Here is a 26,625-nt window from a genome sequence, read left to right on the forward strand (position 1 = left end):
GCGTGAAAGGGACCGTCAAGCGCCCCGGATGAGGTCCGCCGCCTTCTCCGCGACCATGATCGTCGGCGCGTTCGTGTTCCCGCGCGGCACCACGGGCATCACCGACGCGTCCACCACCCGCAGCCCGTCCACCCCGCGCACCTTCAGCGACGGGTCGACGACGGCGTTCTCGCCCGTCCCCATCGAGCAGGTGCCCACCGGGTGATAGAGCGTCTGCGTCTTCTCGCGCACGTAGTCGGCAAGTTCGGTGTCGCTCAGGTCGTGGCGCTCCGGCAGGAACGGCTTGTCCAGGTAACGCGCCAGCGGACCGGACTTCCCGATCTCCACCAGAGCCCGCATCCCGGCCAGCATCTTCTCCATGTCCACGGATTCGGCGTAGTACGCCGGGTCGATTTCGGGCTTCCACAACGGATTCGACGACTTCAGCCGCAGGCGGCCCCGGCTCGCGACGTCGACCAGGGTCGCCGCCGACGTGAAGCCCGGCACCGTCGGCTCGCGCATCCCGTTGTCGTAGAACAACGTCGGCGCGACGTGGATCTGCATGTCCGGCGGCGAAGCGCCGTCCGCGGCGGGGAAGAACGCGCCCGCTTCGCCGATGTTCGAGGTCAGCGGGCCGCGTTTGGTGAGCTGGTAGCGCACCAGGCCGCCCGGCGTCGCCGCGTCCACCAGATCGGTGGTGCCGCGGGTCGACCAGATGATCCCGCAGGCCGGGTGGTCGTGCAGGTTCTCGCCGACGCCGGGAAGGGCGGCCACGACGTCGATCCCGTGCTCCCGCAGGTGTTCCGCCGGGCCGACGCCGGACAGCATCAGCAGCTGCGGCGAGTTCACCGCGCCGCCGCTGAGCAGGACCTCGGCGGACGCGCGCACCGTGGTCTCCACGCCTTTGTCCAAATAGGACACACCGACCGCGCGCGTGCCCTCGAAGACGATGCGGGTCGCCTGCGCGTGGGTTCGCACGGTGAGGTTCGGGCGGGTCAAAGCGGGCCGCAGGTACGCGTCGGCCGTCGACCATCGGCGGCCCTTCTTGCAGGTCACCTGGTAGACGCCGGCGCCTTCCTGCGACTCGCCGTTGAAGTCGTCAGTGCGTTTGAGACCCCACGCGACCGCGGAATCCACCCAGGCGTGGGAAAGCTCGTGGGTGAAGCGGCGGTCCTCGACGTTCAGCGGCCCATCGGTGCCGTGCAGCGGCCCGCCGAGCCGCTGGTTCCCCTCCGCCCGTTTGAAGTACGGCAGGACGTCGTCGAAACCCCAGCCCTCGGCGCCGTGCCCGTCACGCCAGCCGTCGTAGTCCGCGCGGTTGCCGCGGATGTAGATCATCGCGTTGATCGACGAGCAGCCGCCGAGCGTCTTCCCTCGCGGCCAGTACAGGGTCTTGCCGGTGTGCTTCTGCTCGACCGTCTCGTAGTTCCAGTCCCACTTCGTCTTGAACAGGCCGGGGAACGCGGCGGGGATGTGGATCTCGTCGGCGTCGTCCTCGCCGCCCGCCTCGAGCAGGAGCACCCGTGCTGACGGATCCTCGCTCAGCCGGTTCGCCAGTACGCATCCCGCGCTGCCCGCGCCGACGATGACGTAGTCGAAGGAGTCCTGATCGGCCACGGTGCCTCCTGCTGCTGCTCACCCGGTGTTGGCGCCCCGCCAATGGGCTCATCTTGGCCCAGCGCCGCGCTCCGAGCATCCCCCAGTCGAAGGATTGAGGCGCGCTCAGTCGGAGTCGGGTGAAAAAGAGGTCACGCAGGGGCCGCCTTCGGCGCCGTCCTCGGTCTCGATCCGCCCCGGGCCCTGCACACCGTCGATGAGACCGGAGAGGTGCAGGATCGTCTGCTCGGCGGTGGTCAGCACGTCGGCCTTGTCGACGGTGTAGCTCGCCTCACCGTGGATGACCTGCTGAACGCCGTCGCGGGTGGTGTCGGGCACCTTGTCGCACAGCACGGACAACGCGGCCGGGATGTCACGGGCGTTGATCGCGTCGACGAACTTGGTCCCCGCCTCCTCCCCGGTCTTGACGTCGGGGCGCGGCGACGGCCGCGTTTCGATGCCCGGCAGGGGCTCGGGCTCGCCGCCGACCTTGGCGTCGCGCACGCACCAGCCGCCTTCGCCGGGGATCATCGCGATCCCGACGGCCAGGCCGGCGGAGGTGAACGCGGCCGAGTACTCCTGTGCCGCACGCTGGTGCGCGGGCGTGCTGAGCTGTGCGCCCGCGGCGGTGGCCATGGCCTGCTCGAAGGCGTAAGACCGCTTCGACCGGATAGCGCACCAGAGCTGGCTGACCCGTTCTTCGTTGACGCCGTTCACGAACGACTGGCTGAGCTGCTCGGGCGTCGCGCGTGACGTGGTGTCGGCCTTCGACTTGAAGAACCCCGGCGTCACGAAGCCGGTGAACGCGACACCTCCCGCGATCAGGACGAAGACCAGCACGAGGGTGATCCAGAGCCAGGTCTTCGGCTTCTTCGGCGGCGCGTACTGCCCGTAGGTCATGCGGCAACCGTAGTGAAGTAGGCTCGGGCGGTACCCACGACCTGCGTGAATAAGGAGCAGCCTGCCGTGGCCCGAGTCGTCGTCGACGTCATGCCCAAGCCCGAAATCCTCGACCCGCAGGGGCAGGCCGCGCTCGGCGCGTCCGGTCGTCTCGGCTTCACGGGGATCGTTGAGATCCGCCAGGGCAAGCACTTCGAGATCGAGGTCGACGACTCCGTCGACGATGCGACACTCGAAAAGATCGCCGAAGGTTTCCTCGCGAACCCCGTCATCGAGCAGTGGACCATCAAGCGGGTCGACGCGTGAGCGCGCGGATCGGGGTCATCACCTTCCCGGGCACGCTCGACGACGGTGACGCGGCCCGCGCGGTCCGCTACGCCGACGCCGAAGCCGTCCCGCTGTGGCACGCCGACGAGGACCTCAAGGGTGTCGACGCGGTCGTCATCCCGGGTGGCTTCTCCTACGGCGACTACCTGCGCGCCGGCGTCATCGCGCGGTTCGCGCCGGTGATGTCGTCGGTGATCGACGCCGCCCACCAGGGCATGCCGGTGCTGGGCATCTGCAACGGCTTCCAGATCCTGTGCGAGGCCGGGCTGCTGCCGGGCGCGATGATCCGCAACGCGGGCCTGCACTTCATCTGCCGTGACCAGTGGCTGCGTGTCGAGAACAACGACACCGCGTGGACCACCCGGTACGACAAGGACGCCGAGATCCTCATCCCGATGAAGAACATCGACGGCTGCTTCGTCGCCGAGCAGGCCACCCTCGACGAGCTGGAGGGCGAAGGCCGCGTCGTGTTCCGCTACGCCGGCGGCAACCCGAACGGCTCGCGCAACGACATCGCCGGGATCCGCAGCGAGAACGGCCGCGTGGTCGGGCTCATGCCGCATCCGGAGCACGCCATCGACGCTCTCACCGGGCCCTCCGATGACGGCCTCGGCATGTTCTACAGCGCCGTGGACGCCCTGGTTTCCGCCTGAGCGCGTGCTATGAAAGGCCCGTTACTTGCAAAATTTGCAAGTAACGGGCCTTTCATAGCACTTCAGGAGGCAGCGGCCACCAGAGCCGCGTAAGGCCCATCCGCCGCCAAAAGCTCCGAGTGCGAACCCAGTTCGGTCACCTTGCCGCCCTCGATGACGGCGACCCGGTCCGCCGCGGCCGCGGTGTGCAGGCGGTGCGCGATCGCGATCACCGTGCGCCCCTCGAGCACCGCGCTCAGCGACCGCTCCAGTTCCCGCGCCGAACCCGTGTCCAGCAGCGACGTCGCCTCGTCCAGCACCAGGGTGTGCGGGTCGGCCAGGACCACCCGCGCCAGCGCCAGCTGCTGCGCCATCGCCGCCGGGACGGCGACCGCCCCGGCCCCGACCTTCGTGTCCAGCCCGTCCGGCAGCCCGGCCACCCACTCCGCCGCGCCGACCGAGGCCAGCGCGGCCAGCAGCCGCTCGTCGGACCAGTCACCGGCGGGCAGCGTGAGGTTGTCCCGCAGCGTTCCCGCGAACACGTGGTGCTCCTGGGTCAGCAGCAGGACCTCACCGCGCAGGACGTCGTCCGGCAGCGTCGACACTTCGGCCCCGCCGATCCGCACCGAACCCGACGTCGGCGCCGACATCCCGGCCAGCAGCCGTCCCAGCGTCGACTTGCCCGCGCCCGACGGTCCGACGATCGCCAGCCGTTCACCTGCGGGCACCCGCAGGTCGATCCCGTGCAGTACCTCGCGGTCCGCGTTGTAGCCGAAGCGCACGTCGCGGACCTCGATGTCCTGACCGCGCGGAGGTTCCGAAACCGAAGCCGCCGAGGAAGACGGCCGGACCCCCAGCAGCCGTCGCAGCGAGGCCCCGGCGACCTGCATGTCCGCGAGCCAGAACAGCGCTTCGTTCAGCGGACCCGTCATGACCTGCGAATACAGCAGCATCGCGGTGATCGTGCCGAGCCCCTCCCAGCCGTTCGAGTAGGCGAGCAGGCCCAGCCCGAGCATCACCGGCACCGGCAGCACGTAGCTGATCTCCAGCGACGGGATCCACCACATCTGCAGCGCCCGGATCTTGCGCTCGCCCAGCATCGCCTCGTCGAGACCGTCGTGCCCGCTCTTCACCCGGCGGCCGGTCAGGTTCAGCGCCTCGGCCGTCCGCGCGCCCTCCGCGGTCTCGTGCGTGGTCGACTGCAGCTCGGACCAGCGGTCCAGCATCCGCCGCATCACGTCCGGCACCCGTCGCTGGTACCAGATGTTCACCGGTACCAGCAGCGGCAGCGCGATCAGCAGGCCCAGCGCCAGGAACGGCGACGTGATCACCATCGCCACCACCGTGAACACCACCGTGACCGCGGCGATCAGGATCTCCGGCGCGCCGAACCGCACCGCGTGGTCGATGCGGCTGACGTCGGTGGTCGCCCGGCTGAGCAGGTCACCGGTACCCGCCGCTTCGACCGTGCCCAGCGGCAGGTTCAGCGCGTTCCCGACGAACTCCTCGCGGTTGCGCGCCAGGATCCGCTCACCGAACACCCGCGCGCGCAGCCGCGCCAGGCCCTTGAACCACGCCTGCGCGCCCAGTACGACCACGAACGCGACCGCGAGCCAGGTGATCGTGGTGGTCGTCGTGCCTTCGACGACCTCGTCCACCAGCGAACCCAGCAGTTGCGGCCCGGCCAGCCCGATCGCGGTCGCGACACAGAACAGGCCGAGCATCACGGAGAACTCGCGCTTGTTGGCCCGCGCGGTCTCTTTGATCCAGCGTCGGACGTCTTTCTTGTCTGCCAGCGGGAGCTTCTTCATGCGGGCACTTTCGTACTCACGACCACATCGGCCACATGAGTCCACAATGGACTCTGGCTGAACACGACGGTGGTCTTGCCGCGCCGCAGCTTCGCGACGCGTTCGGTTATGCGAGCTTCGGTATGCGCGTCGACGGCCGAGGTCGGCTCGTCGAGCAGCAGGACGTCGGCGTCGGTCGCCAGCGCGCGGGCCAGGTTCAGCCGTTGCCGCTGACCGCCGGAAACCTCGCGTCCGCGTTCGCCGATGACCTCGTCGACGCCGTTGGGCAGCGCCTCCACGATGTCGTCGGCGTCCGCCGCGTACAGCGCTTCGGTGATCTCGACGTCGCCAGGCTCCGCGGGGGCGACCTGCTCGCGCAGCACCCCGGAGAACCAGATGTCCTGGTTGTGCGCGTAGACCACCCGCCGCCGCAGTTCGCCGAGGGCGACCTGATCCACCGGGACCCCGCCGACCAGGGCAGGTTCACTCGGATCGGTGAACCGCGCCATCCGCGAAGCCACCGCCTCGGCATCGGCGCCGACGTCGATGACGGTCAGCTTCCCGGCCTCGGCCTTGATCCCGGACGTCCCGTCGTACAGGTCCAGCAGGCCTTCCGGCAGCGGGACCGGCGCCTCCGGTTCGGCGAGCGTGCGTTCGGTGGTCAGCAGTTTGCACACCTTGCGCGCCGAAACCAGCGCGGCGCTCAGCACTCCCGCGAACTCGGTCGCCGTCGTCACCGGGATCACCAGGAACACCGAGACGCCGTAGAACGTGATCAGTTCGCCGACGCCGATGGTGCCGTTGATCGCCAGCTGCGCGCCCAGCCAGGTGATGACCACCGTGACCAGGCCCGGCAGCGCGACCTCCGCCGCCGAAAGCCACGCCTCGCTGCGGCCGACCTGGACACCGGCCGCCCGGACCCGCTGACTGGAGCGGCGGAAGCGGTCGAGGAACTGCTTCTCACCGCCGACGCCGCGAAGGATCCGCAGGCCGGAGACGATGTCCGCGGCCAGCGCGTTGACGTCGGTCTTCTCCTCGCGCTGTTTCGTCTGGCGCTTCTCCAGCGGCTTCAGCAGCGGGCCGATGCCCACCACCGCCAGCGGCACACCGACCAGCGCGACCAGCCCGAGCAGCGGGGACGTCGTCAGCAGCGCCGTCGCGCACACGATGAACGCGATCAGCGAACCGAAGGCCCGGCCGAGTACTTCGAAGGAGTCGCCGATCGGGTTGATGTCGCTGGTGGTGATCGCGACCACGTCACCGGTGGTGGTCGTGTCCCGCAGGTTCACGCCCAGCTTCGCCGCGTGTTCGGTGGCGAGCCGCTGGGTGACCCCGGCGCCGTGGATCCAGCAGCCGTAGGACGCGAAGTGCTGCACCGTTCCCGCGAGTGTCTGCGCGATCCCGAGCCCGGCGGCCGCGAGCCCCCACTGCCAGACGTCGGCCGAGTCACCGCGGCCGATCGCGTCGATGCCCCGGCCGATCGCGACCGGCAGCAGCGCGATCGGCAGCGACCAGAGCGCACCGCTGATCGCCGAGACGGCGAGCAGTCCCGGGCGCGCGAGCATCATCCTGACGAGGTACCGCCAGGCCGTCGGCTTGGCGGGCAGGCGTAGTCGCGGAAGGGGGTATGTGGCGGAAAGCACGATTATCGACGGTAAGCGGATCACCACCATCGGCGCGACCGATTTATGCGTGGGCGACCGCACGGTGAACAACCCTCTCCCTTATTCTGGCGGCCGTGGCGAACCCTGATGTGGACACCGTGACCAGCACCGACGTCGACACCACCGCACGCGCCGAGGCAACTCCGGAGCAGACCCAGCCGTACGTCGAGCTCGGCCTCGCCGACGACGAGTACGCCCGGATCCGGGAGATCCTCGGCCGCCGTCCGACCGACGCCGAACTGGCGATGTACTCGGTGATGTGGAGCGAGCACTGCTCGTACAAGTCCTCGAAGAAGCACCTGCGCTACTTCGGTGAGACGGCCACTCCCGAGATGAAGGAGAAGATGCTCGCCGGCATCGGCGAGAACGCCGGCGTCGTCGACATCGGCGAGGGCTGGGCGGTCACCTTCAAGGTCGAGAGCCACAACCACCCGTCCTACGTGGAGCCGTACCAGGGCGCCGCGACCGGCGTCGGCGGCATCGTGCGCGACATCATGGCGATGGGCGCGCGCCCGCTGGCCGTGGCCGACGCGCTGCGGTTCGGCCCGGCCGACGCGCCCGACACGCGCCGCGTGCTGCCCGGTGTGGTCGCCGGCGTCGGCGGCTACGGCAACTGCCTCGGCCTGCCGAACATCGGCGGCGAGCTCGTGTTCGACCCGAGCTACTCCGGCAACCCGTTGGTCAACGCCCTGTGCGTCGGCGCGATGCGCGTCGAGGACCTGCACCTGGCCTTCGCCTCCGGCAAGGGCAACAAGATCATCCTGTTCGGCGCGCGCACCGGCCTCGACGGCATCGGCGGCGTGTCCGTGCTGGCGAGTGACACGTTCTCCGGCGACGAATCCTCGGGCGGCCGCAAGAAGCTGCCCAGCGTCCAGGTCGGCGACCCGTTCACCGAGAAGGTGCTCATCGAGTGCTGTCTCGAACTGTTCGCGCAGAAGCTCGTCGTCGGCATCCAGGACCTCGGCGGCGCCGGGCTCTCCTGCGCGACCTCGGAGCTGGCGGCCGCCGGTGACGGCGGCATGCACATCTACCTCGACCGGGTTCCCTTGCGCGCCACCGGGATGACCCCGGCGGAGGTGCTGTCCAGCGAGTCGCAGGAGCGCATGTGCGCGGTCGTCTCGCCGGAGAACGTCGAGGCGTTCATGAAGGTCTGCGAGAAGTGGGACGTCATCGCCACCGACATCGGCGAGGTCACCGACGGCGAGCACCTGGTCATCACCTGGGACGACGAGATCGTCGTCGACGTCCCGGCGCACACCGTGGCGCACCAGGGCCCGGTGTACGACCGCCCGATCCAGCGTCCGTCCACACAGGACGCCCTGCAGGCCGACACCTCGGCGAAGCTGCCGCGACCGTCGGATCCGGACGAACTGCGCGCCGACATCCTCAAGCTGATCTCGTCGCCGAACCAGGCGTCGAAGGAATGGGTGACCTCCCAGTACGACCGCTACGTGCGCGGTAACACCGTGTCCGCGCAGCCGTCGGACTCCGGCGTCATCCGGATCGACGAGTCGACCGGCCGCGGCGTCGCCGTCTCGACCGACTGCAACAGCAAGTTCGTCTTCCTCGACCCGTACGAGGGTGCGAAGCTCGCGCTGGCCGAGGCGTACCGCAACGTCGCCACCAGCGGCGCGAAGCCGGTCGCGGTGTCGGACTGCCTGAACTTCGGCGCGCCGACCGACCCGGGCGTGATGTGGCAGTTCGAGCGGGCCGTGCACGGGCTTGCCGACGGCTGTGTCGAACTCGGTATCCCGGTCACCGGCGGCAACGTCAGCTTCTTCAACCAGACCGGTGACGTGGCCATCCTGCCGACGCCGGTGGTCGGCGTGCTCGGCGTGATCGACGACGTCACCCGCCGCATCCCGACCGGCATCGGCGCCGAGGCCGGGGAAACCCTGCTGCTGCTGGGCGAGACCCACGACGAGCTGGACGGTTCCGCCTGGGCGCGCGAACTGCACGGCCACCTCGGCGGACGCCCGCCTCGCGTGGATCTGGCGCGCGAGAAGCTGCTCGCCGACATCCTCATCGCCGGTTCCCGCGACGGCATGATCTCCGCCGCGCACGACGTCTCCGACGGCGGCCTGATCCAGACGCTCGTCGAGACCGTCCTCATCGGACAGTGCGGCGCCCGCGTCTTCCTCGACTCGGAGCAGGACCCGTTCGTGCAGCTGTTCTCCGAGTCCGCGGGCCGGGTGCTGGTCGCCGTGCCGCGCACCGAGGAACTGCGGTTCACCGAGATGCTGACCGCGCGCGGCCTGCCGTGGCGCAAGACCGGTGTGGTGGACCCGGAGTCGGGCTCGCTCGAACTCCAGGACATCACCGAGTTCACCCTGGACGAGCTTCGGGAGACCTGGGAGAAGACCCTCCCGGCGCTCTTCAACTGAGCTGAAGGGGCCTTTCCCCGCGTAGGACGCGGCGAAGGACGCTTTCCTCCCATCACATGAGGGGAAAGCGTCCTTCAGCTTTCTCTAGGCAGAACCGACCCGGTCGCGAGTTTCGCGCCCTCCAGCGACGGCGGCTCCACAAAAGTAGCTTCACTAAAGTCGACAGGCGCCGAGACGACCGTGTTGACCAGCGACACCTTCCGCTCGAAGCTCGAGCGGGTGAGCACGAACTCACCGTGGATCGTCGCGTTCTCCAGCAGGAACTTCCCGGAGAGCTGGGTGTCGGTGAGGTCGAGATACGTCAGCACCTCGCAGCGATCCGCGCCGAACCAGCCGACCCGCCTGCCGAGCAGTCCCAGCTTGTCGAGCCGGGCGTCGCTGAGATTGAGCGAAAGCGTCGGCCCGGTGGTCCCGGTGTGGGGAAGGATGTCGCGGATCAGCCGTTCGGCCGCGCGCCGGACCAGCCGTTCGCGTTCGGCCTCGGCCTCTTTTTCCTTGTCCCACTCGGTGTCACTCGGGAACTTCGGATGGTCGAACGGCCGCCGTAGGTAGGCGCACAACACGTCGAGCACGGTCTGCCGGTACTCCGGCCGCGTCCTGGCCAGGCCCGCGAGTGAATGCATCGCCCCGACCCGGACCTGGTCGGCGTCGTTGCCCAGCAGTTCGATCGACTTGGCGAAGCGCTCGTCGGAGATCCGGCTGCGCTCGATCTCGTGCCGGTCCTCCTCGGTACGCCGTCGCCGGTCGTTGAGCCAGAGCCCGTAGAGCGCGGCGATCGCCCCGCCCGCCAGTGCACCGGTCTTGAGCGCGTCTCCGCGACTTGTCGCACGATCCATGAGCAGCCAGGCGGTGACCCCGACCAGCACCGCGACCGAAGACAGCAACGTCCACAAAAGCGGTGACCTGAGCAGACGTTTCATGAGTCCTTCACTGTCAGCCGGGCACGGCCGTCAGGCAGGGTCTCGACGGTCCAGCCCGCCGGGAGTTCGTGGTCCCTCGCCGGTTCCACCGTCGTGTTGTACAGCGACACCGTGCCGGGCGGCTCGCGGAAACTCAGGTCGCTGTAGCCCTCGAACCGCGCGCGGCGCAGATCCAGCGTCTCCTTGAACTCGGCTCCGGCGAAGACGGCGTCCTTCGCGAAGACGCTGTCCTTGAAGGAAGCCTCGCCCGCGAACACCGTGCCGCGGAACTCGACGTCTTCGCTGAACTGCACTCCGCTGAACCACGCCCGCTGCTCGAACCGGGCTTTGTCGCAGCGGAAGAAGCCGATCAGCTTCTTCTTGGCCGTCCCCGCTCCGGTCAGGTACACCGGCCCGAGGAACACGCAGCCGGACAGGTTGGTGCTGCTGTACAAACCCCCGTAGCGCAGCAGGAGTTTGCCGATCTTCCGTTCCGAAAGGTCGAAGTACTCCAGCACCGCCCCGGTCAGGTCGAGGTCGTACCCCGGCGTGCCCTCGGAATCCGCGGCCGGGAGCAGTTCCCCGATGAGCCGCTGAGCGGTCTGCCGGACCTGGAGTTCTTGGTCCTGCTCCACGCTTCCTTCTTCGGGAGGTGTGTTCCCTTGCCGCTTCGCCGTTTCGTACCGCGGATGCTCGAACGGCCGCCGCAGGTACGAGCACAGGATGTCCAGCACGGTCTGCTTGTAGATCGCCCGCCCGCGGGCCAGCCCGGCCAGTGCGTGCAGGGCCCCCACCCGGACCTGGTCGGCGTCGTGCCCGAGCAGTTCGACGGCCTTCGCGAACCGTTCGTCGGAGATCCGGTCCCGGTCCTGGTCGGCCCGCCGCAGTTCGAGTTCCTGCCGCTGCCGCTCGATCTCCTGCCGTCGCTCCTCGACCCGGCGCCGCCGGTCGTTGAGCCACAAGGCGTAGAGCGCGACGATGGCGCCACCGGCGATGCCGCCGGTTTTCAGCGCCTCGCTGCGGCTGGTCGCCGGATCGGTCAGCAACCAGCCGCCGACGGCGAGCAGCAGCACGAGGGAGACGACGAACGTCCAGAGCAACGGGGAGCGGAGCAACCGCTTCATTCGCTCAGAATACGAAGAAGTTGCGGACACAGAAGGACTTGTCCGGGTTGTCGTCCGAAGAGATCCCCGACCCGCTCACCTTCTTGCCCTTGACCGTGCCCTCGATGTCACCGGTGATGAAACCGTCGCCGATGCCCGCGGTCGAGGTGACTTCCAGCTGCGACGGCGCCGGGGCCATGATGTCGATCGAGTCGCCCATGGTCGCCTTCATGTCCGCGCAGACCAGCGACAGCGCGCCCGCCTTGTCCCCGGCGCTCACCTTGGCCAGGAAGTCCTTGAGGTTCTGGACGCCCTTCGGGTTGCCCTCGGAACCCGTGCCCCCGCTTTCGGTGCTCTTCGGGCTGCTCTTGGGCGAGCTCGACTTCGGGCTGCTCTTCGGCGCGGAAGTCGGCGCCTTGCTCGACGACGAAGCGGGCGGCGGCGCGGCCGTGTTGTTGCCGTCATCCTTGCTGAGCAGGAAGCCCGGCGCGAGGAAGCCGGTGACACCGAAGGCGATCAGCACGACCAAGCCGATCACGATCCCGATGATCAGCCCGGTCTTGCTCTTCGACGGCGGCGCGGGCGGGCCGCCGTAACCCTGCGGGTAGCCCGGGTTGTTCGGGTCCCAGCCCTGCTGCTGGGCGTTCGGGTCCCAGCCCTGCTGGGGCTGCTGGTACTGCTGGGTCTGGTCCCAGCCCTGTTGAGGCTGCTGCGCGTTCGGGTCCCAACCCTGCTGAGGCTGCTGCTGGTACTGCTGGGTCTGGTCCCAACCCTGCTGCTGCCCGTACTGCTGAGGCTGACCGTACTGCTGGGTCTGGTCCCAGCCACCCTGTTGAGGCTGCTGTCCCTGGGGATCCTGGCCGTAGGGCTGGCCTGGCTGGGGTGGGTAGGTCATCGGTCACGCCTTCCGTGCTGGGGCCTGAGGCTGGAGATCAGACGGCCGGCGGTCAGCGCTGGTTCCGGATCCGCCCGTGCCAGGGGTTTCTGCTCGGAAAGGTACCTCGCGTGGGAAAGCGGCTCCCGGCCCGCTCGTCCTTCGGGACGAGTGAGCCGGGAGCCGGTTGTTCACGAAATGCGCAGCTCAGCCGTTGGCCAGTGCCTGCAAGCGGTCGTAGGCGCCGTTGAAGGTGTTCTGGTCGAGCGGGCTCGAGGTGTACTGCCACACGGTGTAGAAGCCCCAGCCGTTGGGAAGGGCGCCCACGGTGGACGCGTACCGCGCGACCCACAGCGGGACCGTGCCACCGAAGTTCTGCGACGTGCCGACACAGGTGTTCCACCAGCTCGTCGAGGTGTAGATGACGGGCCAGCGACCGGTGCGCTGCTGGTAGCGGTCGTGGAACGCCCGGATCCATGCCCCCATGGACGCCTGGCTCAGGCCGTAACAGGTGGCGCCGTACGGGTTGTACTCCATGTCCAGCGCGCCCGGCAGCGTCTTGCCGTCCTTGGACCAGCCCCCGCCGTTGTTGACGAAGAAGTCGGCCTGCGCCGCGCCGCCGGAGACGTTGGGCAGGGCGAAGTGGTACGCGCCGCGGATGAAGCCCTGGCCGTAGGAACCGTTGTACTGCTGGGCGAAGTACGGGTTCTTGTAGCTCGTGCCCTCGGTGGCCTTCGTCCACACGAAGCGCTTGCCCTGACCCCACCAGTAGGCCCAGTCGACGTTCTGCTGGTAGCTGGCGACGTCCATCCCCGCGACGGTCGCGAGCACACCGGCTTCAGGCTGCGGCCGGGCCGCCTTCTCCTTGGATTCCGGGGTGGAGGTGTCGCCCTCGACCCGCCGGATCTGCGATCCGATCGTGTGGTCGTTCTGCACGAGATCCTGTTCGATCGACATGATCTCCGGGGACGGGGCGGCCGACGCCTGGACCGTGCTGCTGAGCAGGAGCAGCGCGGAACCGACGGCGATGGTGACTCTTCGGGAAGTGCGCATACGACAATCCCTTCACGGATAACCCTCGCTGAGGACGACTAACTGCAGGTAGCCGTCCGGGCACGATTGTTGACGACGAGTGCCGGGTTTGTCACTAACTTCCGTGAAATTGGTGCTACGTGTGGGTGATTTTCATTTCCATGTTGACGGTGTTCTGTGATCTTGTAACACCCGGTCGGAGGGGAGTTCAGCCGTTCGACATCGCGCGTACGCGATCTTCCGTGCCGTTGAACCAGTTCTGATCGCCGGGCAGGCTGCCCTTGTTCGAGAACTGCCAAATGGTGTGGGTCTTCCAGCTGGCGGGCAGCTCGCCGATCTCCGTGTTGTAGCGCGCGATCCACAGCGGGTTCTGCCAGAACATGTTGCTGTTCCCGGTACAACGCTTCCACCAGCTCGTCGACGTGTAGATCGCCGGATGCCGTCCGGTCCGCCAGAGATAGGTCTCGGCGAACGACGCCATCCACGCGACCATTTGCGCCGGCGTCCTGCCGTAACAGGTTTCGCCGTACGGGTTGTACTCGACGTCGAGCGCGCCCGGCAGCGTCTTGCCGTCCGCGGACCAGCCGCCGCCGTGGTCGACGAAGTAATGCGCCTGCGCGGCGCCGTCCGAGATGTCGGGACGCGCGAAGTGGTACGCGCCGCGGATCAGGCCGACACCGTAGGAACCGTTGTACTGCTGGGGAAACCGGGGATTGACGAATCCGGTGCCCTCGGTCGCCTTCACGTAGACGAACTTCGCGCCGGTCCTGGACGCGCCGGGCCAGTCGACCTCGCCCTGATGTCCGCTGACGTCATGACCGAGCGTCTGCGCTTCGCCGCCGTACAGCGGCCCTACCGACACATTGACGCCTTCGTGCAGCGCGATCTGTGAACCGGCGTAGTGCTCCTCGGCCCCGTCGTATCTGGGCCCCGCTTCCCGTGCGACGGCGGGGGTCTGTGCGAGCAGCAAGACCCCCGCCGCGAGGACGGCCCCCCAGCCTTTTGAACACACTCTGCGACTCATCACGTCGCCACGATCCCCCGGGACAAGGGAATCAGCGACTCGAACATCACTCGAAAGAGTTGCATTCAGGCCGAAAAAATTGGGCCGAGTGGGTTAATCGAGCCCTAGCGACGCTCGTCCGAAAGGGCTTTGTCGAGGTGCTCCGAGGGGACGATCGCGGTGAGCCGATCATGCGGATTGATGGTCACGGGGTGCCCGGCGAGCAGCGGGACCATGTCCCGGCCCAGCACCGCGCGGGCGTGCGGCCATTCGCGCGGGACCAGCGCCTTCGCCGTGTAGGCGGGCACCAGCACCTGGCCGTCGGTGTTGTGGAAGCCGATGACCGTGCGCTGCACCGGAGAAAGGGCGTAGACGAACAGCGTCGAGTCGAGGAAGACCCGCGGCAGGTCGGCGGCCGGGCGGTGGTTCGTCCGCACCAGCTGCAGCAACTGCTCCAGCTCGTTGCGGGGCTCCGGGAAGCCGAGCGCCTTGGGCGAGGGGCGGTAGCGGTCGTTGGGGTGGAAGTCCTCGACGATCTCGCCCGCGCCGTTCACCGGGTACGCGCCGACGACCGCCCAGGACGGCACCGGGCCGTCGGGGTCGAAGGCCTCGTCGATGACGTAAAGCCAGCTGTTCGGATTGGCCCTGGCGTTGGCGCGCATCTCTTCGGTGATCTTCGGCTTGCCCGGTTTCCGCTTGCCCGCCGGGCTCGACGCCAACCGATCCGCCTCGTCCCGCTGCGCCATCGCCATCCCCACGTTCCGGGTGCCTGAAGGTTTGTTCGCGCTCACTCTACTGTTCTCCCATGGCCTCTTCGCGTTCGGTCGACCCCGCTGAGTTACGTGCCGCGATCACGGCGATTTCCCCCTGGTTGAGCGGATCCGGGCCGGAGCCCGCCCGTCCTGAGCTGGCCGCGGCGGTGCGGCTGAGTCTGCGGACGCTGGCCGCGGACGCCCCGGGGAAGAGTGTCGAAGTGCGGGTGCCGCCGTTCGCGGCGGTGCAGTGTGTCGAAGGATTGCGTCATACGCGCGGGACGCCGCCGAACGTCGTCGAAACGGATCCGCGCACGTGGTTGGAACTGGCGACCGGGCGGCTCGGCTGGGCCGACGCCGTCGAGTCGGGGCGGGTCACCGCCTCCGGGAGCCGGGCCGATCTGGCCCACTGGCTGCCCCTGGTCCGCCTCTGAACCCGCCTCGCGCGTGCAATGAAAGGCCCGTTACTTGCAAATTTCGCAAGCAACGGGCCTTTCATTGCACGCGGGACCTGGGATTACGCCTTCCGGCCGATCCCGCCCGAGATCGTCCGCTGCGCGGTGTTCAGCTCCTTGATCCGCGGGCCGTCCGGCCACCAGTCGGCGCACAGCTTGACGCCGGGCTCGATCATCTCGAGATCGTGGAACAGCTCCTTGATCTCTTCCTGGGTACGGAAGGTGCCCGAGCCCATCGGGCTGTGGATGAAGAAGTCCTCCATCTTGCGCGCGACCTCGGACAAGTCGTCCTGAGGGTCGGAGAAGTGCGAGATCGCGACGTACGAACCCGACGGCAGCGCGTCGATGTACTTCTTCATGATCTTGGCGGGCTGGTCCTTCGGCCCGTTGAAGTGGTGCAGGGTCCCGAGCTGCAGCAACGCGATCGGCCGCGTGAAGTCGATGTGCCGGACGATGTCCGGGTTCGCCAGGATCCGCTCCGGCTCGAAGATGTCGTCCGAGACGAAGTGGGTGTTCTCGTTCTCTTCGAGCAGGGCCCGTCCGTGGGCGAGCACGACCGGGTCGTTGTCGACGTAGACGACCTTGATCTCGGGGTTGATCCGCTGCACGACCTGGTGCGTGTTCTCGGCCGTCGGCAGGCCGGATCCCAGGTCGAGGAACTGGGTGATGCCCGTCTGGCTGGCGAGGAACCGGCACGCGCGGATCAGGAAGCCGCGGTTCTCGGTCGCCAGGTCCTGCGCTTCGGGGGCCGCCTGCTGGACCTTCCGCAGCACCTCCCGGTCGATCTCGTAGTTGTCCTTGCCGAGAAGGAAGGCGTCGTACACCCGGGCGATGCTGGCCCGCGTCGGGTCGACACCCACAGGCACTCGTTCCGTCCGGGGCGGGGCGTCGGGCATCTTGAACCTCACAAAACTGTGTCGGAAGTCTCGGACTCTACGTAGAGTAGAACCACGTACGCGGCGGGTAAACCGAGCCATCCCTGTCGTGTCGAGGTCCAAACGTGTACTTTCAGTAATCGGCTAGTTCCCCTGGCGAGTGTTGGCGTACGAAAGGTCCCCGGTCGATGAACGCGGTCACCCCGTCCGGCGGTGAGCAGTCCCTGGGTCCCACCGCGCGGCGGATGATCCTCGGCTCACAGCTCCGCCGGATGCGCGAGGACGCGGGGATCACTCGCCAGGAGGCCGGCTACAGCATCCGCGGCTCCGAGTCGAAGATCAGCCGTCTCGAACTCGGCCGCGTGGGCTTCAAGGAACGCGACGTCGCCGATCTGCTGACCATGTACGGGATGACCGATCCCGACGAGCGGCAGCTGTTCCTCGACATGGTCAAGGAGTCGAACGAGCCGGGTTGGTGGCGCCGCTACGGCGACCTGATGCCGAGCTGGTTCAACGACCTCGTCGGGCTCGAAGAGGCCGCGGCCCGGATCCAGGTCTGGGAGCCGCTGTACGTCACGGGTCTGCTGCAGACCGAGGACTACGCGCGGGCGATCATGAGCCACGGCCGCAAGGACATGGTCAACGAGCAGATCGATCGCCGGGTCGCGCTGCGGATGCGGCGCCAGAAGATGCTCTCCCGGCCGGACGCGCCGCGGTTGTGGCTGGTGCTCGACGAGTCGGTGCTCCACCGTCCGATCGGCGACCGCGACGTGCTGAAGGGCCAGATCGACTACCTGCTGGAGATGATCCAGCAGCCGAACATCTCGGTCCAGGTCCTCCCGCTCGATCGGAGCGGCTACTCCGCGGACAGCGCGTTCTCGCTGCTCAGATTCGCGGAAGAGGAACTGCCGAACATCGCCTACACCGAATACCTGACCGGCGCGCACTACATCGACAAGCGCGACGAGATCGAGCGGTACAGCCGGGCGCTGGACATGCTCGCGGTCGACGCGGAGACGCCGGACCGCAGCCGTCAGATGCTGCTGAAGCGCCGCGCGGAAATCTGAGCCGCTCACCGTTGTGGGGTTCGCCGCCGTCCCGGTGACGGCCGGGGTTTTCTTTGCGTACACCCGAAAACCCCGCCACAAGCGGTAGTTGTTCACCCAATGGGGTCGATAGTCCTCACACGTTAGTGGGACCTCCGGGGACTTTCGTCATCACGGTATGCGAATACTGCAAAAACTTCTGCACGTGCATTTACCGCTGCAGCCACACGTGCTAACTTTGGGATCACAGGCAAATGCACATGCAGATGCATCGCCCAAAGCTTCGTCGGGGAAGGTGGGGACCATGGCTGAACAGTTCGACAACGGCATCCCGGCCGATCGTCTTACCGGTGCGCACTGGCGCAAAGCGAGCTACAGCAACGCGATCGGCAACTGCGTCGAGGTGGCTCCGCTCGCGTCCGGAGAGATCGCGATGCGCAACTCGCGCTTCCCGACCGGGCCGGCACTGATCTACACCCAGGCCGAGATGGCCGCGTTCCTCGCGGGTGCCAAGGACGGCGAATTCGATGATGTTCTCGGGTGACACCATCACCGCGGAAATCACCGATATCGAAAGCGGCCTGCAGGAACTGATCCACCGCGGGTACCAGTTCGTGCACCCGTGCGACGCGAACGGCGAGGTCATGGCCGTGGTCGGCGTGCGAGTCCACGACAACGTGGTCGACGTGGTCCGGCTCAACGCCGAGGACGACGTGATCGCGACCCGTATGCCGGGTACCGAGGAGGACATCCTCGAACCGGAAATGTGGCTGTGGCGATCCGCCGGCGACGCGGCGACGGTGCTGACGGCACTGCTCGCGCTCCCGGACGAGCGGACGCCCGGCTCGCTGTTCCTCCCGGAGACCGCGACCAAGGGCTGCTGGGTCCCTGGCCGCGGCGGCACGTCCAAGTGGCTGGCCGCCGGTTGATCTCCGACACCCCAATGCACAGTCGACCGCCTCTGTCGAGGGGGAGCGGTCGGCTGGTCGGGGGTCGTGAGTGACGGGTCTTGACACCCGCCCGTCACTCACGGTCATTGAACGCTGTCGGCGTCCCGGCAGGGTCGACCGTGGACGCAGTCTCACTCACAGTAGTCAGTTGAAGCGTGTCCAGTGCCACGTCGCACGGCGCGTTGATCTCCGGCCCACCGTTTACACTGGTGGCGGCCTGCCCTCTTCTCCCCTGGGAGCACCTCGGTGGTTTCCGACCCGTCCCTCGCCGGACAGCCCGTGACCGACCAGCCCGATCCGGAACCCCGCGAGGAATGCGGCGTCTTCGGTGTCTGGGCGCCCGGAGAAGAGGTCGCGAAGCTGACCTACTACGGGCTCTACGCACTTCAGCACCGCGGCCAGGAAGCGGCCGGCATCTCGGTCTCCGACGGTTCGCAGATCGTCGTCTTCAAGGATCTCGGCCTGGTCAGTCAGGTATTCGACGAGCAGGTCCTGCAGTCTCTGCAGGGACACATCGCCGTCGGGCACTGCCGCTACTCCACCACCGGCGCGACCATCTGGGAGAACGCGCAGCCGATCTTCCGGACCACCGCGACGGGCAGCGGATTGTCCTTCGCGCACAACGGAAACCTCGTCAACACCGCCGAACTCCGCGATCGCACCATCGAAGCGGGTATCAAACCGCACCTCGGCCTGACCGGTTCGTCCAGCGACTCCGACCTGGTGTGCGGGCTGCTCGCGGCCAACGCCGCCGACAAGGGCATCGAAGCCGCCGCGCTGGAACTGCTGCCCACCCTCAAGGGCGCTTTCTGCCTGGTCTTCGCCGACGAGTCCACGCTGTACGCCGCGCGTGACCCGCACGGTGTGCACCCGCTGGTGCTCGGCAGGCTCGAACGCGGCTGGGTGGTCGCGAGCGAGACGGCCGCGCTGGACATCTGCGGCGCGTCGTTCGTCCGCGAGGTCGAGCCCGGTGAGCTCATCGCGATCAACGCCGAGGGCCTGCGCTCCTCGCGGTTCGCGAACCCCGAGCCCAAGGGCTGCGTCTTCGAGTACGTCTACCTCGCGCGCCCCGACACCTCGATCGCCGGCCGCAGCGTGCACGCCACCCGCGTCGAGATCGGCCGCAAACTCGCCGGTGAGCACCCGGCCGACGCCGACCTGGTCATGCCGGTGCCCGAATCCGGTACCCCGGCCGCCATCGGCTACGCGCAGGGCTCCGGCATCCCCTACGGCACGGGCCTGGTGAAGAACGCCTACGTCGGCCGCACCTTCATCCAGCCGTCGCAGACCATCCGCCAGCTGGGCATCCGGTTGAAGCTGAACCCGCTGCGCGACGTCATCCGCGGCAAGCGGCTCGTCGTGGTCGACGACTCCATCGTCCGCGGCAACACCCAGCGCGCGCTGGTCCGCATGCTGCGGGAAGCCGGCGCGCTCGAGGTGCACGTCCGGATCGCGTCGCCGCCCGTCCGCTGGCCGTGTTTCTACGGGATCGACTTCGCGTCCCGTGCCGAACTGGTGGCCAACGGCGTCGACCTCGACGGCATCCGCCGCTCCATCGGGGCGGACACGCTGGGCTACATCTCCCTGGACGGGCTGGTCGCGGCTTCGGAGCAGCCGAAGTCGCGTCTGTGCACCGCCTGCTTCTCCGGCGAGTACCCGATCGCGCTCCCCGAGGACGCGCTGATCGGGAAGCACCTGCTGGAGAGCATGGACTCGGTCAATGGCGCGGCGAAGCCCGTCAGCGCTGCCGGGTACGGTGCTGAAGACGCCATCCGGCGTCCCTAGTGGTCACGATCGGAGATTCGCCGGGTGTCTCGACGGCCCAGGTTCCCGCTGGACGCACGGCCGGAAGACCCGAGTACAACACCGGTACACGGATCTCCCGGCCGCACGCCCAGCAGAAACCTGGATCCGCCGAATACCCCCGACGAACCTCCGATCGCAACCACTAGTCCTTTCTTCCAGAGTTGGAGTCCGCTTCCGTGAGCGAGTCCACGAGCGCCACGTACGCCGCCGCCGGAGTCAGCATCGACGCCGGTGACAAAGCCGTTGAGCTGCTCAAACCGCACGCCGAGAGGGCCACCAGGCCCGAGGTGATGGGCGGGGTCGGCGGTTTCGCCGGGCTGTTCTCCCTGAAGCTGGACAAGTGGAAAGAGCCGGTGCTGGCCTCGTCGACCGACGGGGTCGGCACCAAGATCGCCGTCGCGCAGGCGCTCGACAAGCACGACACCGTCGGCATCGACCTGGTCGCGATGGTCGTCGACGACCTGGTCGTCACCGGTGCCGAGCCGCTGTTCATGCAGGACTACATCGCCGTCGGCAAGGTCGTGCCGGAGAAGATCGCGGCGCTGGTCGGCGGCATCGCCGAAGGGTGTGTCCAGGCGGGCTGCGCGCTGCTCGGCGGCGAGACCGCGGAGCACCCCGGCCTGATGGGCGAGCACGACTACGACCTTTCGGGCACCGGCATCGGCGTCGTCGAAGCGTCGAAGGTGCTCGGCCCGGAGCGGGTCCGCCCCGGCGACGTCGTACTCGCGCTCGGCTCGTCCGGCCTGCACTCGAACGGTTACTCGCTCGCCCGGCGCGTGCTGCTGGAGATCGCGCGCATGCCGCTCGACGGGCACGTCGAGGAGTTCGGCCGCTCGCTGGGCGAGGAGATGCTGGAGCCGACCAGGATCTACGCGAAGGACTGCCTCGCGCTGGTCGCCGAGGCCGACGTCCGCACGTTCGCGCACGTCACCGGTGGCGGGCTGGAGCAGAACCTCGCCCGGGTCATGCCGCGCGGCCTGGTCGCGAAGCTCGAACGAGGCACCTGGACCCCGGCGCCGGTGTTCGCGCTGATCGGGCACCGCGGCAAGGTCGAGCGCGCCGAACTGGAGAAGACGTTCAACATGGGCGTCGGCATGGTCGCGATCGTCGGTCCCGACGACGTGGATCGCGCGCTCGCGATGCTGACCGCGCGGCACGTGCCGGCGTGGATCCTCGGCGACGTGCAGCCCGCGGAAGACCCGGACGGCCCGCGCGCCGTGCTCTCCGGTGACCACCCGCGCTTCTAAATCTGCTTGGACTCAGGTGACACACTGGGTCCGTGGCTGATGACGTGGTGATCGGTACCCGGTTCGTGATCCCGGGTGCCGAATTGAGCGAACGGTTCTCCCGGTCTTCGGGCCCGGGTGGGCAGGGCGTGAACACCACGGACTCGCGGGTCGAACTTTCCTTCGACGTGGCCGGTTCGGCTTCGATCCCGGAACATCTCCGGGCCCGGATGCTGGACCGGCTTTCGTCGCGTCTGGTCGACGGCGTCGTCACGATCGCCGCGTCCGAACATCGCTCCCAGCTGATGAACCGGGAAGCCGCGCGGGCCCGGCTGGTGATGTTGCTGGCCGACGCGTCGGCGCCCCCGGCCGCCAAGCGGCGTCCCACCAAACCTTCGAGAGGTTCGAAGGAACGCCGCCTGGCCTCGAAGAAGCGCCGCGGCGATGTCAAGAAGTCACGCCGCAGCGGTTACTCAGATGATTGACAGGTGCACGCACTCGGCCACGGTCTCGAAGCCGACACGGCCGTAGACGCGTTCCGCCTGTCCGGCGCCCGGCGTCAGGAACACCGACTCGCCGCCACGAGCATGGGCCTCACGGGCCAGGTGCTCGGTCAGCGCCGCGGCGATCCCGCGCTGCCGGTACCCGTCGAGGACCCCGATCCCCGCGATTTCACTCGCGCCGTCGAGGACCGCCGTCGCGACCCCGCCGCCGACACATTCACCGGTTTCGGTGACCGCCATGACCGAGATCGTCTCGCCGTTCAGCTGGGAAGAGGACGGCTCGGCTTGCTCACCGGGGTCGGGTTCGCCGAACGCCACGGTCTGCGCCCGGATCATCAACCGGAGTTCGGCGGGGGTGACGGGTGTCTTCAGCGTGATCCCGCCGGGAACCGGCTGCCCGACGACCCGCCCCGGCGGGCAGACCATCAACGGGATCCGCCGTTCCAAGGCGTAGCCGCCTTCGACGAGCACGGCTTCGGCCTCGGGAGCAGCCTCGGTCAGGAACTCCAACCGCGGCGTGAGCCCGCGTGCGCGGAACGCCTCGGTCAGCTTCGCGACGTCCTGCGCGGTGGGCTTCCCGCCGTTGTCGGGGATCGCGTAGTTGAGGAACATGTGGTCGTTCCCGGTGGTGAAGGTGGCCAGGAACGGCCCGATCCGCTCGGTTTCGCGGAAGTTCGCCGCGGTGGTGCGGATGTAGGACTGCAGAGCATCGATCGTGTCTGAACGCACTGGTGGAAAGCCTTTCGGGCAGGAGAAAGAGACGCACGGGAGATCCGCGTGCGTGGTGGAGCTGGCGTGAGCGCCGGCTAGCTCGTGCCGACGCCGCTGAAGGCGTCAGGCATGAGGCATCCCTCTTTCTGAACGGACACTGCCTGGTACGAAGGCTTTCGCGATCACTTTCGCACGGCGGTCAACCGGATTACCGCCGCTGCGGATGCGCGATGCTCGAATAGCGCTCGTCCCACACCGACCTCGGGACCCGCAGCCGGACGGGGGCGTCGCACACCCGCCGGACCTGCGCCGGGATCTTCACCGGTGGCCGGACGTCCAGCCGGTGCCAGAGACGTTTGCTCAACGCGGCGCCGATCACGGCGCCCAGCGTGTTCAGGAGGATGTCGTCGGCGGAGGTCACCCTGCCCGCCTGGATCAGATATTGCGTGCCCTCCACCAGCACCGAGACGGCCAGCGCGCCCAGCGCGATCCGGCCCAGTGACCGCAGACGGCGGGACCGCAAGGGAAGCAGCGCGCCGAGCGGGCTCAGCATGAGGACGTTGCCCAGTGCCTGCCAAAGGTTGGCGCCGTCGCTCAACGCGAGGCGCAGGTCGGTGCCGGGTTCGAGGCTCAGTCTGCTGCCCTGCGCGCCGGTCACCGGCATCGTGACCAGGCACAACACCAGGAAGCAGGCCAGCGCGAGCGTCATGTCCACGGCGGCTGTCGCCGACGCGGAGAAGCGGTCAGCTTGTCTTCGCCGTCGATGCGCCGCGAGCAGCGGCCACCCGAGCAAAGCGTAAGGAATCGCGGTGATCGTCAACGGGATCATCGCGCCGAAAGCGCGGAGCAGCTCGCCCATGGCCCTTCCTTTCCGGAGCGCTCAAAGATCACCTTCGCATCACAAGATCGACTCGGCATGGCGGGGCGACCGCACTAAAAGGTGATCTTTTCCGGTAGCGGAAAGGGCTTTGCCGTGCTGGGGACCGGGCGGCGACCGTCCACTTTGGAGCCTGTGGACAAACCTGTGGACGGCCGCGGCGCAACCGGAAGAAGGTGTTATCTCACAAGGAAAAGCCTTGTGAGTGACCTGTGTACTACTTGGCGTGTCCAGCGAGTTCGCGCGCGCGTTCGATCAGCTTCTGCAGGTGCAGTCCGCGTCGCACGTCGCACGGATGCGACGTCGTCCCGCTCGCGGCCATCGCGGCGAAATCGTCGAGAAGCGCGGTGTACGACTCGCCCGCCGAACCCGGTTTGCGCCCCAGCGTGCGGTAACCGTGCTCGCCGTAAACGGCCACTTCGACGACCGTCGGCTGGATCGGCAGCCGCAACGACAGGGTCGCCGTACTGGTCACGCCACCCGCGTGGGCGAACAGGAGCTGCCACAGATCGTCCTCGCTCCGGTGGGCGGCGAGCACTTCGGTGATCTCACCGAGCGCCGCGTCCAGCAGATCGAAGGCGTGCGGACCGATGTCGGCGAGCGCGCCGGAGTCGTGCCGCCACGCCGAATCCTGGTACTGCCCGCCGAGCAGCGCGCCCGAAAGCCAGCGCGCCCCACCGCCGCGCCAGCCGCCCGCTTCCTTGATCCCGTCGAGCCAGTCGCGGGTCATCGGCGAGAAACGCAAGGTCAGGACCACGAGAGCGGCCACTTCGGCGGCCTCGACCGCGTCTACGAGGCGTCGCGCGCCGTCGAGATCCGCGGCGATCGGCTTCTCCAGGATGAGGTGCTTGCCCGCCTCGGCGGCCTTGACCGCCAGCTCCGCCTGAACGGCGGGCGGCACGGCGAACGCGACCGCGTCGACCTGGTCGAGCAGTTCGTCGAAACTGCCGACGGCCTCGGCGCCGTGCGCCTCGGCCAGTTCCGTGGCGGCTTCGGGACGCCTGGTCCAGACCGCGCACAAGCTCGTCCCGGGATGATCGGCGAGGCCCGGCGCGTGCACCGTCTTCGCCCACGGACCGGCACCGACCAGACCTGCACGCAGCTGTCCCTGTCCCACGGCACCAAGTCTAGGTGTGCCGTCGCGCAAGCTGAACGCACCATCGAGTTGCGTTTATTGCGTTTATTGCGAATAATTCGTTGAGAGCCGATACTGGGACCACGCTGAACACGGGAGCAGTGATGACTGCGCTGACCATTGACCAGATCGTCCCTGGACGCCACGACATCGATGTGGCGCTCGAGGCGCTCCCGCACGTCGAGGCCTATCTGGCCCGGCGCCACGAGCGGGACACCGTGAGCGTCGTCGTTGACGAGAACGAAGAATCCTTGGTCGTTCCCCGTGGGGTCGTCGACCTGATGGCTCGGGTGCTGACCTTGGTGGCCGCGGGCGAGAGCGTGTCCATCGTCCCGTCGCGCGCCGAGCTGACCACTCAGCAGGCCGCCGACCTGCTCAACGTTTCCCGGCCCTTCCTCATCGGGCTGCTCGAGACGGGACAGATCGAGTACCGGACGGTCGGTAAGCATCGCCGCGTGAAGGCGGGTTCGCTGCACGACTACCTCCGCCAGGACGATCGACGGCGTCATGAGGCAGCGGACGAGCTTTCCCGGCTGAACCAGGAGATGGGGCTGACTTAGCAAGTGGCCTTTGTGGTCCTTCTCGACGCGAACGTGCTGTACCCCAACGCTCTGCGCGATCTCCTGATCCGGATCGCGCAGAGCGGGCTCGTTCAGGCCAAGTGGACGGACGAGATTCTCGACGAGGTCTTCCGGAACCTCAAGGAGAACCGCCCGGATCTCGATCCGGGAAAACTCGACCGGACGCGGGAACTGATGAATCGCTCGGTCCGTGACTGTTTGGTCACCGGCTATGAGCCGCTCGTTCCGGCGCTCGCTCTTCCGGATCCGGACGACCGCCACGTGCTCGCCGCGGCCATCAAGGCGCGGGCTCAGGTCATCGTGACCGAGAACCTGCGGGACTTTCCGGACCACGCCCTGAGGCGCTGGGACATCGAGGCTCAAGGCTCGGACGATTTCGTGCTCGACCGGATCGCTCTCAACCGGAGGCTGGTCGTCGAGGCGGTGCTTCGGATCGCGGATTCCCGGCGCTCCCCGCCGACGAGTTTCGCCGAGATCCTCGACGCGCTCGAGCGCGCTGGGCTCAAGAAGTCTGTCGCGGAGCTGCGTTCATAGCGCGCGGGCCAGCCGGTCGTAGAGGTCCAGGAGTTCGCCGAGCTTGGCCGAAGTGGGGACGTGCGCGGTGTCGAGGTCGAAGACCCGGAACCGGTTGCGCGGGGTGCGCCGGTCCGCCTCCCGGATCATCCGGTCCTGCAACGCGAGCGGGTTGATGTTGTCGCGCAGGTGCCGGACGTAGACGCGCGGGATGCGGCCCCAAGTACGCAGGTCACCGCGGGAGTCGACGGCGCCTTTCCCGGCCAGCTCGTCCGGCATCATCGAGTTCAGGAACGCGTGGAACTCGGCTTCGGTGCTGTCGCTCATGAAGGCCTCTTTCGCCTTCGCCAGGCGCGCCGGGTCGGCGATGCGCCAGTTCGAGCGGAACGCTCCGACCACCGCCGGGTCGCCCGCCATGAACTCCAGCAGCACCGCAGCGTGTGTCGCCTTCCCCTCGTCGGTCGAGAGGTACTCGTCGGGGGTGCGGAGTTCGCCGCAGCAGAACGCGGTGTCGTAGACCAGCAGGTCGATCAGCCGCGGCACCTGGTTCGCGACCAGGCTGATCGCCGCGCCGCCGATACTGGCGCCGACGAGGACGACCGGGCCGTGCGCGGCCGCCCGGCGGACGGTCTCCACGGTCGCGGCGATGTGGTCGGCCACGGTCACCCCGGCCAGCGGCGACGGCTCGGTCGCGAACGCCGCGAGATCCTGCGGAGCCTGGTACGAAAGCCGGAACTGGGCGTCGGTCGGCCGTTGTCCGGGCAGATCGACGCCGACGCAGCGATAGCCGCGCAGCACGAGTTCGTTCGGGACGCCGGAGACGCCGTTCGCGCCCGCGGCGAAGACGAACGTCGGGACGCCGCGGCGGTCACGCGCGGAAGCCGAGCCGGCGGTGGCGAGTCCGGTGAGGCCGGTCAGACCGGCGACGGTGAGTGCCTTACGACGCGTGTGCTCGTTCATGCCGTCCATGCAACCGGGCGAGCCGGTCGCATGGACAGCCGAAGAAGTGGTC

General features: G+C 68.1%; 27 protein-coding genes. 12 read left to right on the plus strand and 15 right to left on the minus strand.

Going from position 1 to position 26,625, the window contains the following annotated elements; genetic code table 11:
• Positions 1-15: 15 nt before the first annotated feature.
• Positions 16-1,596, minus strand: a complete 1,581-nt coding sequence (locus ACLJPX_RS36060) for a GMC family oxidoreductase (RefSeq protein WP_410604826.1) — start codon at positions 1,594-1,596, stop codon at positions 16-18.
• Between the two features lie 105 nt (positions 1,597-1,701).
• Positions 1,702-2,475 carry a hypothetical protein gene (locus tag ACLJPX_RS36065; RefSeq protein WP_410604827.1) on the minus strand — a complete coding sequence of 258 codons (774 nt, stop codon included), beginning with the start codon at positions 2,473-2,475 and terminating at the stop codon, positions 1,702-1,704.
• A gap of 66 nt (positions 2,476-2,541) precedes the next feature.
• Between ACLJPX_RS36065 and purS the strand changes: the two genes are divergently transcribed.
• Positions 2,542-2,781 carry a phosphoribosylformylglycinamidine synthase subunit PurS gene (gene purS / locus ACLJPX_RS36070; protein ID WP_101611287.1) on the plus strand — a complete coding sequence of 80 codons (240 nt, stop codon included), beginning with the start codon at positions 2,542-2,544 and terminating at the stop codon, positions 2,779-2,781.
• On the plus strand, positions 2,778-3,455 hold the full coding sequence (purQ, locus tag ACLJPX_RS36075; protein ID WP_410604828.1) for a phosphoribosylformylglycinamidine synthase subunit PurQ: 678 nt from the start codon (positions 2,778-2,780) through the stop codon (positions 3,453-3,455). Before purS ends, purQ begins: the two co-directional genes overlap by 4 nt.
• Before the next feature lie 62 nt (positions 3,456-3,517).
• On the opposite strand, the gene ACLJPX_RS36080 is transcribed toward purQ, so the two are convergent.
• Positions 3,518-5,245: an ABC transporter ATP-binding protein gene (locus ACLJPX_RS36080; protein ID WP_410604829.1), complete on the minus strand. Its 1,728-nt coding sequence runs from the start codon at positions 5,243-5,245 to the stop codon at positions 3,518-3,520.
• Positions 5,242-6,867 (minus strand): ABC transporter ATP-binding protein, encoded by a 1,626-nt coding sequence (locus ACLJPX_RS36085; protein WP_410604830.1) that lies wholly within the window; start codon positions 6,865-6,867, stop codon positions 5,242-5,244. The genes ACLJPX_RS36080 and ACLJPX_RS36085 overlap by 4 nt, the downstream gene beginning before the upstream one ends.
• 119 nt (positions 6,868-6,986) lie before the next feature.
• On the opposite strand from ACLJPX_RS36085, the gene purL reads away from it, so the two are divergent.
• Positions 6,987-9,272 carry a phosphoribosylformylglycinamidine synthase subunit PurL gene (purL, locus tag ACLJPX_RS36090; protein ID WP_410605068.1) on the plus strand — a complete coding sequence of 762 codons (2,286 nt, stop codon included), beginning with the start codon at positions 6,987-6,989 and terminating at the stop codon, positions 9,270-9,272.
• 74 nt (positions 9,273-9,346) lie between these two features.
• Here the strand turns inward: purL and ACLJPX_RS36095 are convergent, their stop codons facing one another.
• From ACLJPX_RS36095 to ACLJPX_RS36120, 6 genes are all read right to left on the minus strand, one after another.
• Positions 9,347-10,192: a hypothetical protein gene (locus tag ACLJPX_RS36095; protein ID WP_410604831.1), complete on the minus strand. Its 846-nt coding sequence runs from the start codon at positions 10,190-10,192 to the stop codon at positions 9,347-9,349.
• The gene (locus ACLJPX_RS36100; protein WP_410604832.1) at positions 10,189-11,295 is read right to left on the minus strand and encodes a pentapeptide repeat-containing protein; all 1,107 of its coding nucleotides are present in this window, start codon (positions 11,293-11,295) and stop codon (positions 10,189-10,191) included. The genes ACLJPX_RS36095 and ACLJPX_RS36100 overlap by 4 nt, the downstream gene beginning before the upstream one ends.
• A gap of 4 nt (positions 11,296-11,299) precedes the next feature.
• Positions 11,300-12,169 (minus strand): Twin-arginine translocation protein TatA, encoded by an 870-nt coding sequence (locus tag ACLJPX_RS36105; RefSeq protein WP_410604833.1) that lies wholly within the window; start codon positions 12,167-12,169, stop codon positions 11,300-11,302.
• Between the two features lie 186 nt (positions 12,170-12,355).
• Positions 12,356-13,201, minus strand: a complete 846-nt coding sequence (locus ACLJPX_RS36110; protein WP_101611281.1) for a lysozyme — start codon at positions 13,199-13,201, stop codon at positions 12,356-12,358.
• Between the two features lie 187 nt (positions 13,202-13,388).
• Positions 13,389-14,204 carry a lysozyme gene (locus ACLJPX_RS36115; protein ID WP_410605069.1) on the minus strand — a complete coding sequence of 272 codons (816 nt, stop codon included), beginning with the start codon at positions 14,202-14,204 and terminating at the stop codon, positions 13,389-13,391.
• A 104-nt stretch (positions 14,205-14,308) separates the two neighbouring features.
• Positions 14,309-14,935 (minus strand): type VII secretion system-associated protein, encoded by a 627-nt coding sequence (locus ACLJPX_RS36120; protein ID WP_410605070.1) that lies wholly within the window; start codon positions 14,933-14,935, stop codon positions 14,309-14,311.
• A gap of 53 nt (positions 14,936-14,988) precedes the next feature.
• Here ACLJPX_RS36120 and ACLJPX_RS36125 point away from each other — a divergent pair, with 53 nt between their 5' ends.
• Entirely contained in the window at positions 14,989-15,369 is a 381-nt protein-coding gene (locus tag ACLJPX_RS36125) for a sterol carrier family protein (RefSeq protein WP_410604834.1), read from the plus strand.
• Between the two features lie 83 nt (positions 15,370-15,452).
• Here the strand turns inward: ACLJPX_RS36125 and ACLJPX_RS36130 are convergent, their stop codons facing one another.
• Positions 15,453-16,250: an SAM-dependent methyltransferase gene (locus tag ACLJPX_RS36130; RefSeq protein WP_410604835.1), complete on the minus strand. Its 798-nt coding sequence runs from the start codon at positions 16,248-16,250 to the stop codon at positions 15,453-15,455.
• Positions 16,251-16,453: 203 nt separating this feature from the next.
• Here ACLJPX_RS36130 and ACLJPX_RS36135 point away from each other — a divergent pair, with 203 nt between their 5' ends.
• The 6 genes from ACLJPX_RS36135 (at position 16,454) to arfB (ending at position 21,778) form a co-directional block, all read left to right on the plus strand.
• A complete protein-coding gene (locus ACLJPX_RS36135) occupies positions 16,454-17,332 on the plus strand; it encodes a helix-turn-helix domain-containing protein (RefSeq protein WP_410604836.1) in 879 nt (292 codons plus the stop codon).
• 283 nt (positions 17,333-17,615) lie between these two features.
• On the plus strand, positions 17,616-17,855 hold the full coding sequence (locus ACLJPX_RS36140) for a DUF397 domain-containing protein (protein WP_037320466.1): 240 nt from the start codon (positions 17,616-17,618) through the stop codon (positions 17,853-17,855).
• A complete protein-coding gene (locus tag ACLJPX_RS36145; RefSeq protein WP_410604837.1) occupies positions 17,839-18,240 on the plus strand; it encodes a hypothetical protein in 402 nt (133 codons plus the stop codon). Before ACLJPX_RS36140 ends, ACLJPX_RS36145 begins: the two co-directional genes overlap by 17 nt.
• 267 nt (positions 18,241-18,507) lie before the next feature.
• Positions 18,508-20,046, plus strand: coding sequence for an amidophosphoribosyltransferase (gene purF, locus ACLJPX_RS36150; RefSeq protein ID WP_410604838.1), 1,539 nt, complete (start codon positions 18,508-18,510; stop codon positions 20,044-20,046).
• A 197-nt stretch (positions 20,047-20,243) separates the two neighbouring features.
• On the plus strand, positions 20,244-21,314 hold the full coding sequence (purM, locus tag ACLJPX_RS36155) for a phosphoribosylformylglycinamidine cyclo-ligase (protein ID WP_101613593.1): 1,071 nt from the start codon (positions 20,244-20,246) through the stop codon (positions 21,312-21,314).
• Positions 21,315-21,346: 32 nt separating this feature from the next.
• Positions 21,347-21,778: an alternative ribosome rescue aminoacyl-tRNA hydrolase ArfB gene (arfB, locus tag ACLJPX_RS36160; protein WP_233222919.1), complete on the plus strand. Its 432-nt coding sequence runs from the start codon at positions 21,347-21,349 to the stop codon at positions 21,776-21,778.
• On the opposite strand, the gene ACLJPX_RS36165 is transcribed toward arfB, so the two are convergent.
• The 3 genes from ACLJPX_RS36165 to ACLJPX_RS36175 form a co-directional block, all read right to left on the minus strand.
• Entirely contained in the window at positions 21,767-22,525 is a 759-nt protein-coding gene (locus ACLJPX_RS36165; protein ID WP_410604839.1) for a GNAT family N-acetyltransferase, read from the minus strand. The two genes, arfB and ACLJPX_RS36165, sit on opposite strands and share 12 nt — an antisense overlap.
• A gap of 190 nt (positions 22,526-22,715) precedes the next feature.
• Positions 22,716-23,366 carry a VanZ family protein gene (locus ACLJPX_RS36170; protein ID WP_410604840.1) on the minus strand — a complete coding sequence of 217 codons (651 nt, stop codon included), beginning with the start codon at positions 23,364-23,366 and terminating at the stop codon, positions 22,716-22,718.
• A gap of 235 nt (positions 23,367-23,601) precedes the next feature.
• Positions 23,602-24,501, minus strand: coding sequence for a Gfo/Idh/MocA family protein (locus ACLJPX_RS36175; protein WP_101611271.1), 900 nt, complete (start codon positions 24,499-24,501; stop codon positions 23,602-23,604).
• Between the two features lie 122 nt (positions 24,502-24,623).
• Here ACLJPX_RS36175 and ACLJPX_RS36180 point away from each other — a divergent pair, with 122 nt between their 5' ends.
• Both ACLJPX_RS36180 and ACLJPX_RS36185 read left to right on the plus strand, forming a co-directional pair.
• A complete protein-coding gene (locus ACLJPX_RS36180; RefSeq protein WP_101611270.1) occupies positions 24,624-25,079 on the plus strand; it encodes a helix-turn-helix domain-containing protein in 456 nt (151 codons plus the stop codon).
• Positions 25,080-25,082: 3 nt separating this feature from the next.
• Positions 25,083-25,634 (plus strand): PIN domain-containing protein, encoded by a 552-nt coding sequence (locus ACLJPX_RS36185; RefSeq protein WP_410604841.1) that lies wholly within the window; start codon positions 25,083-25,085, stop codon positions 25,632-25,634.
• On the opposite strand, the gene ACLJPX_RS36190 is transcribed toward ACLJPX_RS36185, so the two are convergent.
• Positions 25,629-26,573: an alpha/beta fold hydrolase gene (locus ACLJPX_RS36190; RefSeq protein ID WP_410604842.1), complete on the minus strand. Its 945-nt coding sequence runs from the start codon at positions 26,571-26,573 to the stop codon at positions 25,629-25,631. The genes ACLJPX_RS36185 and ACLJPX_RS36190 overlap by 6 nt on opposite strands.
• Positions 26,574-26,625: the final 52 nt, after the last annotated feature.

The organism is Amycolatopsis sp. lyj-90 (genome assembly GCF_046549035.1).
In the GTDB taxonomy this organism is placed as follows: Bacteria; Actinomycetota; Actinomycetes; order Mycobacteriales; family Pseudonocardiaceae; genus Amycolatopsis.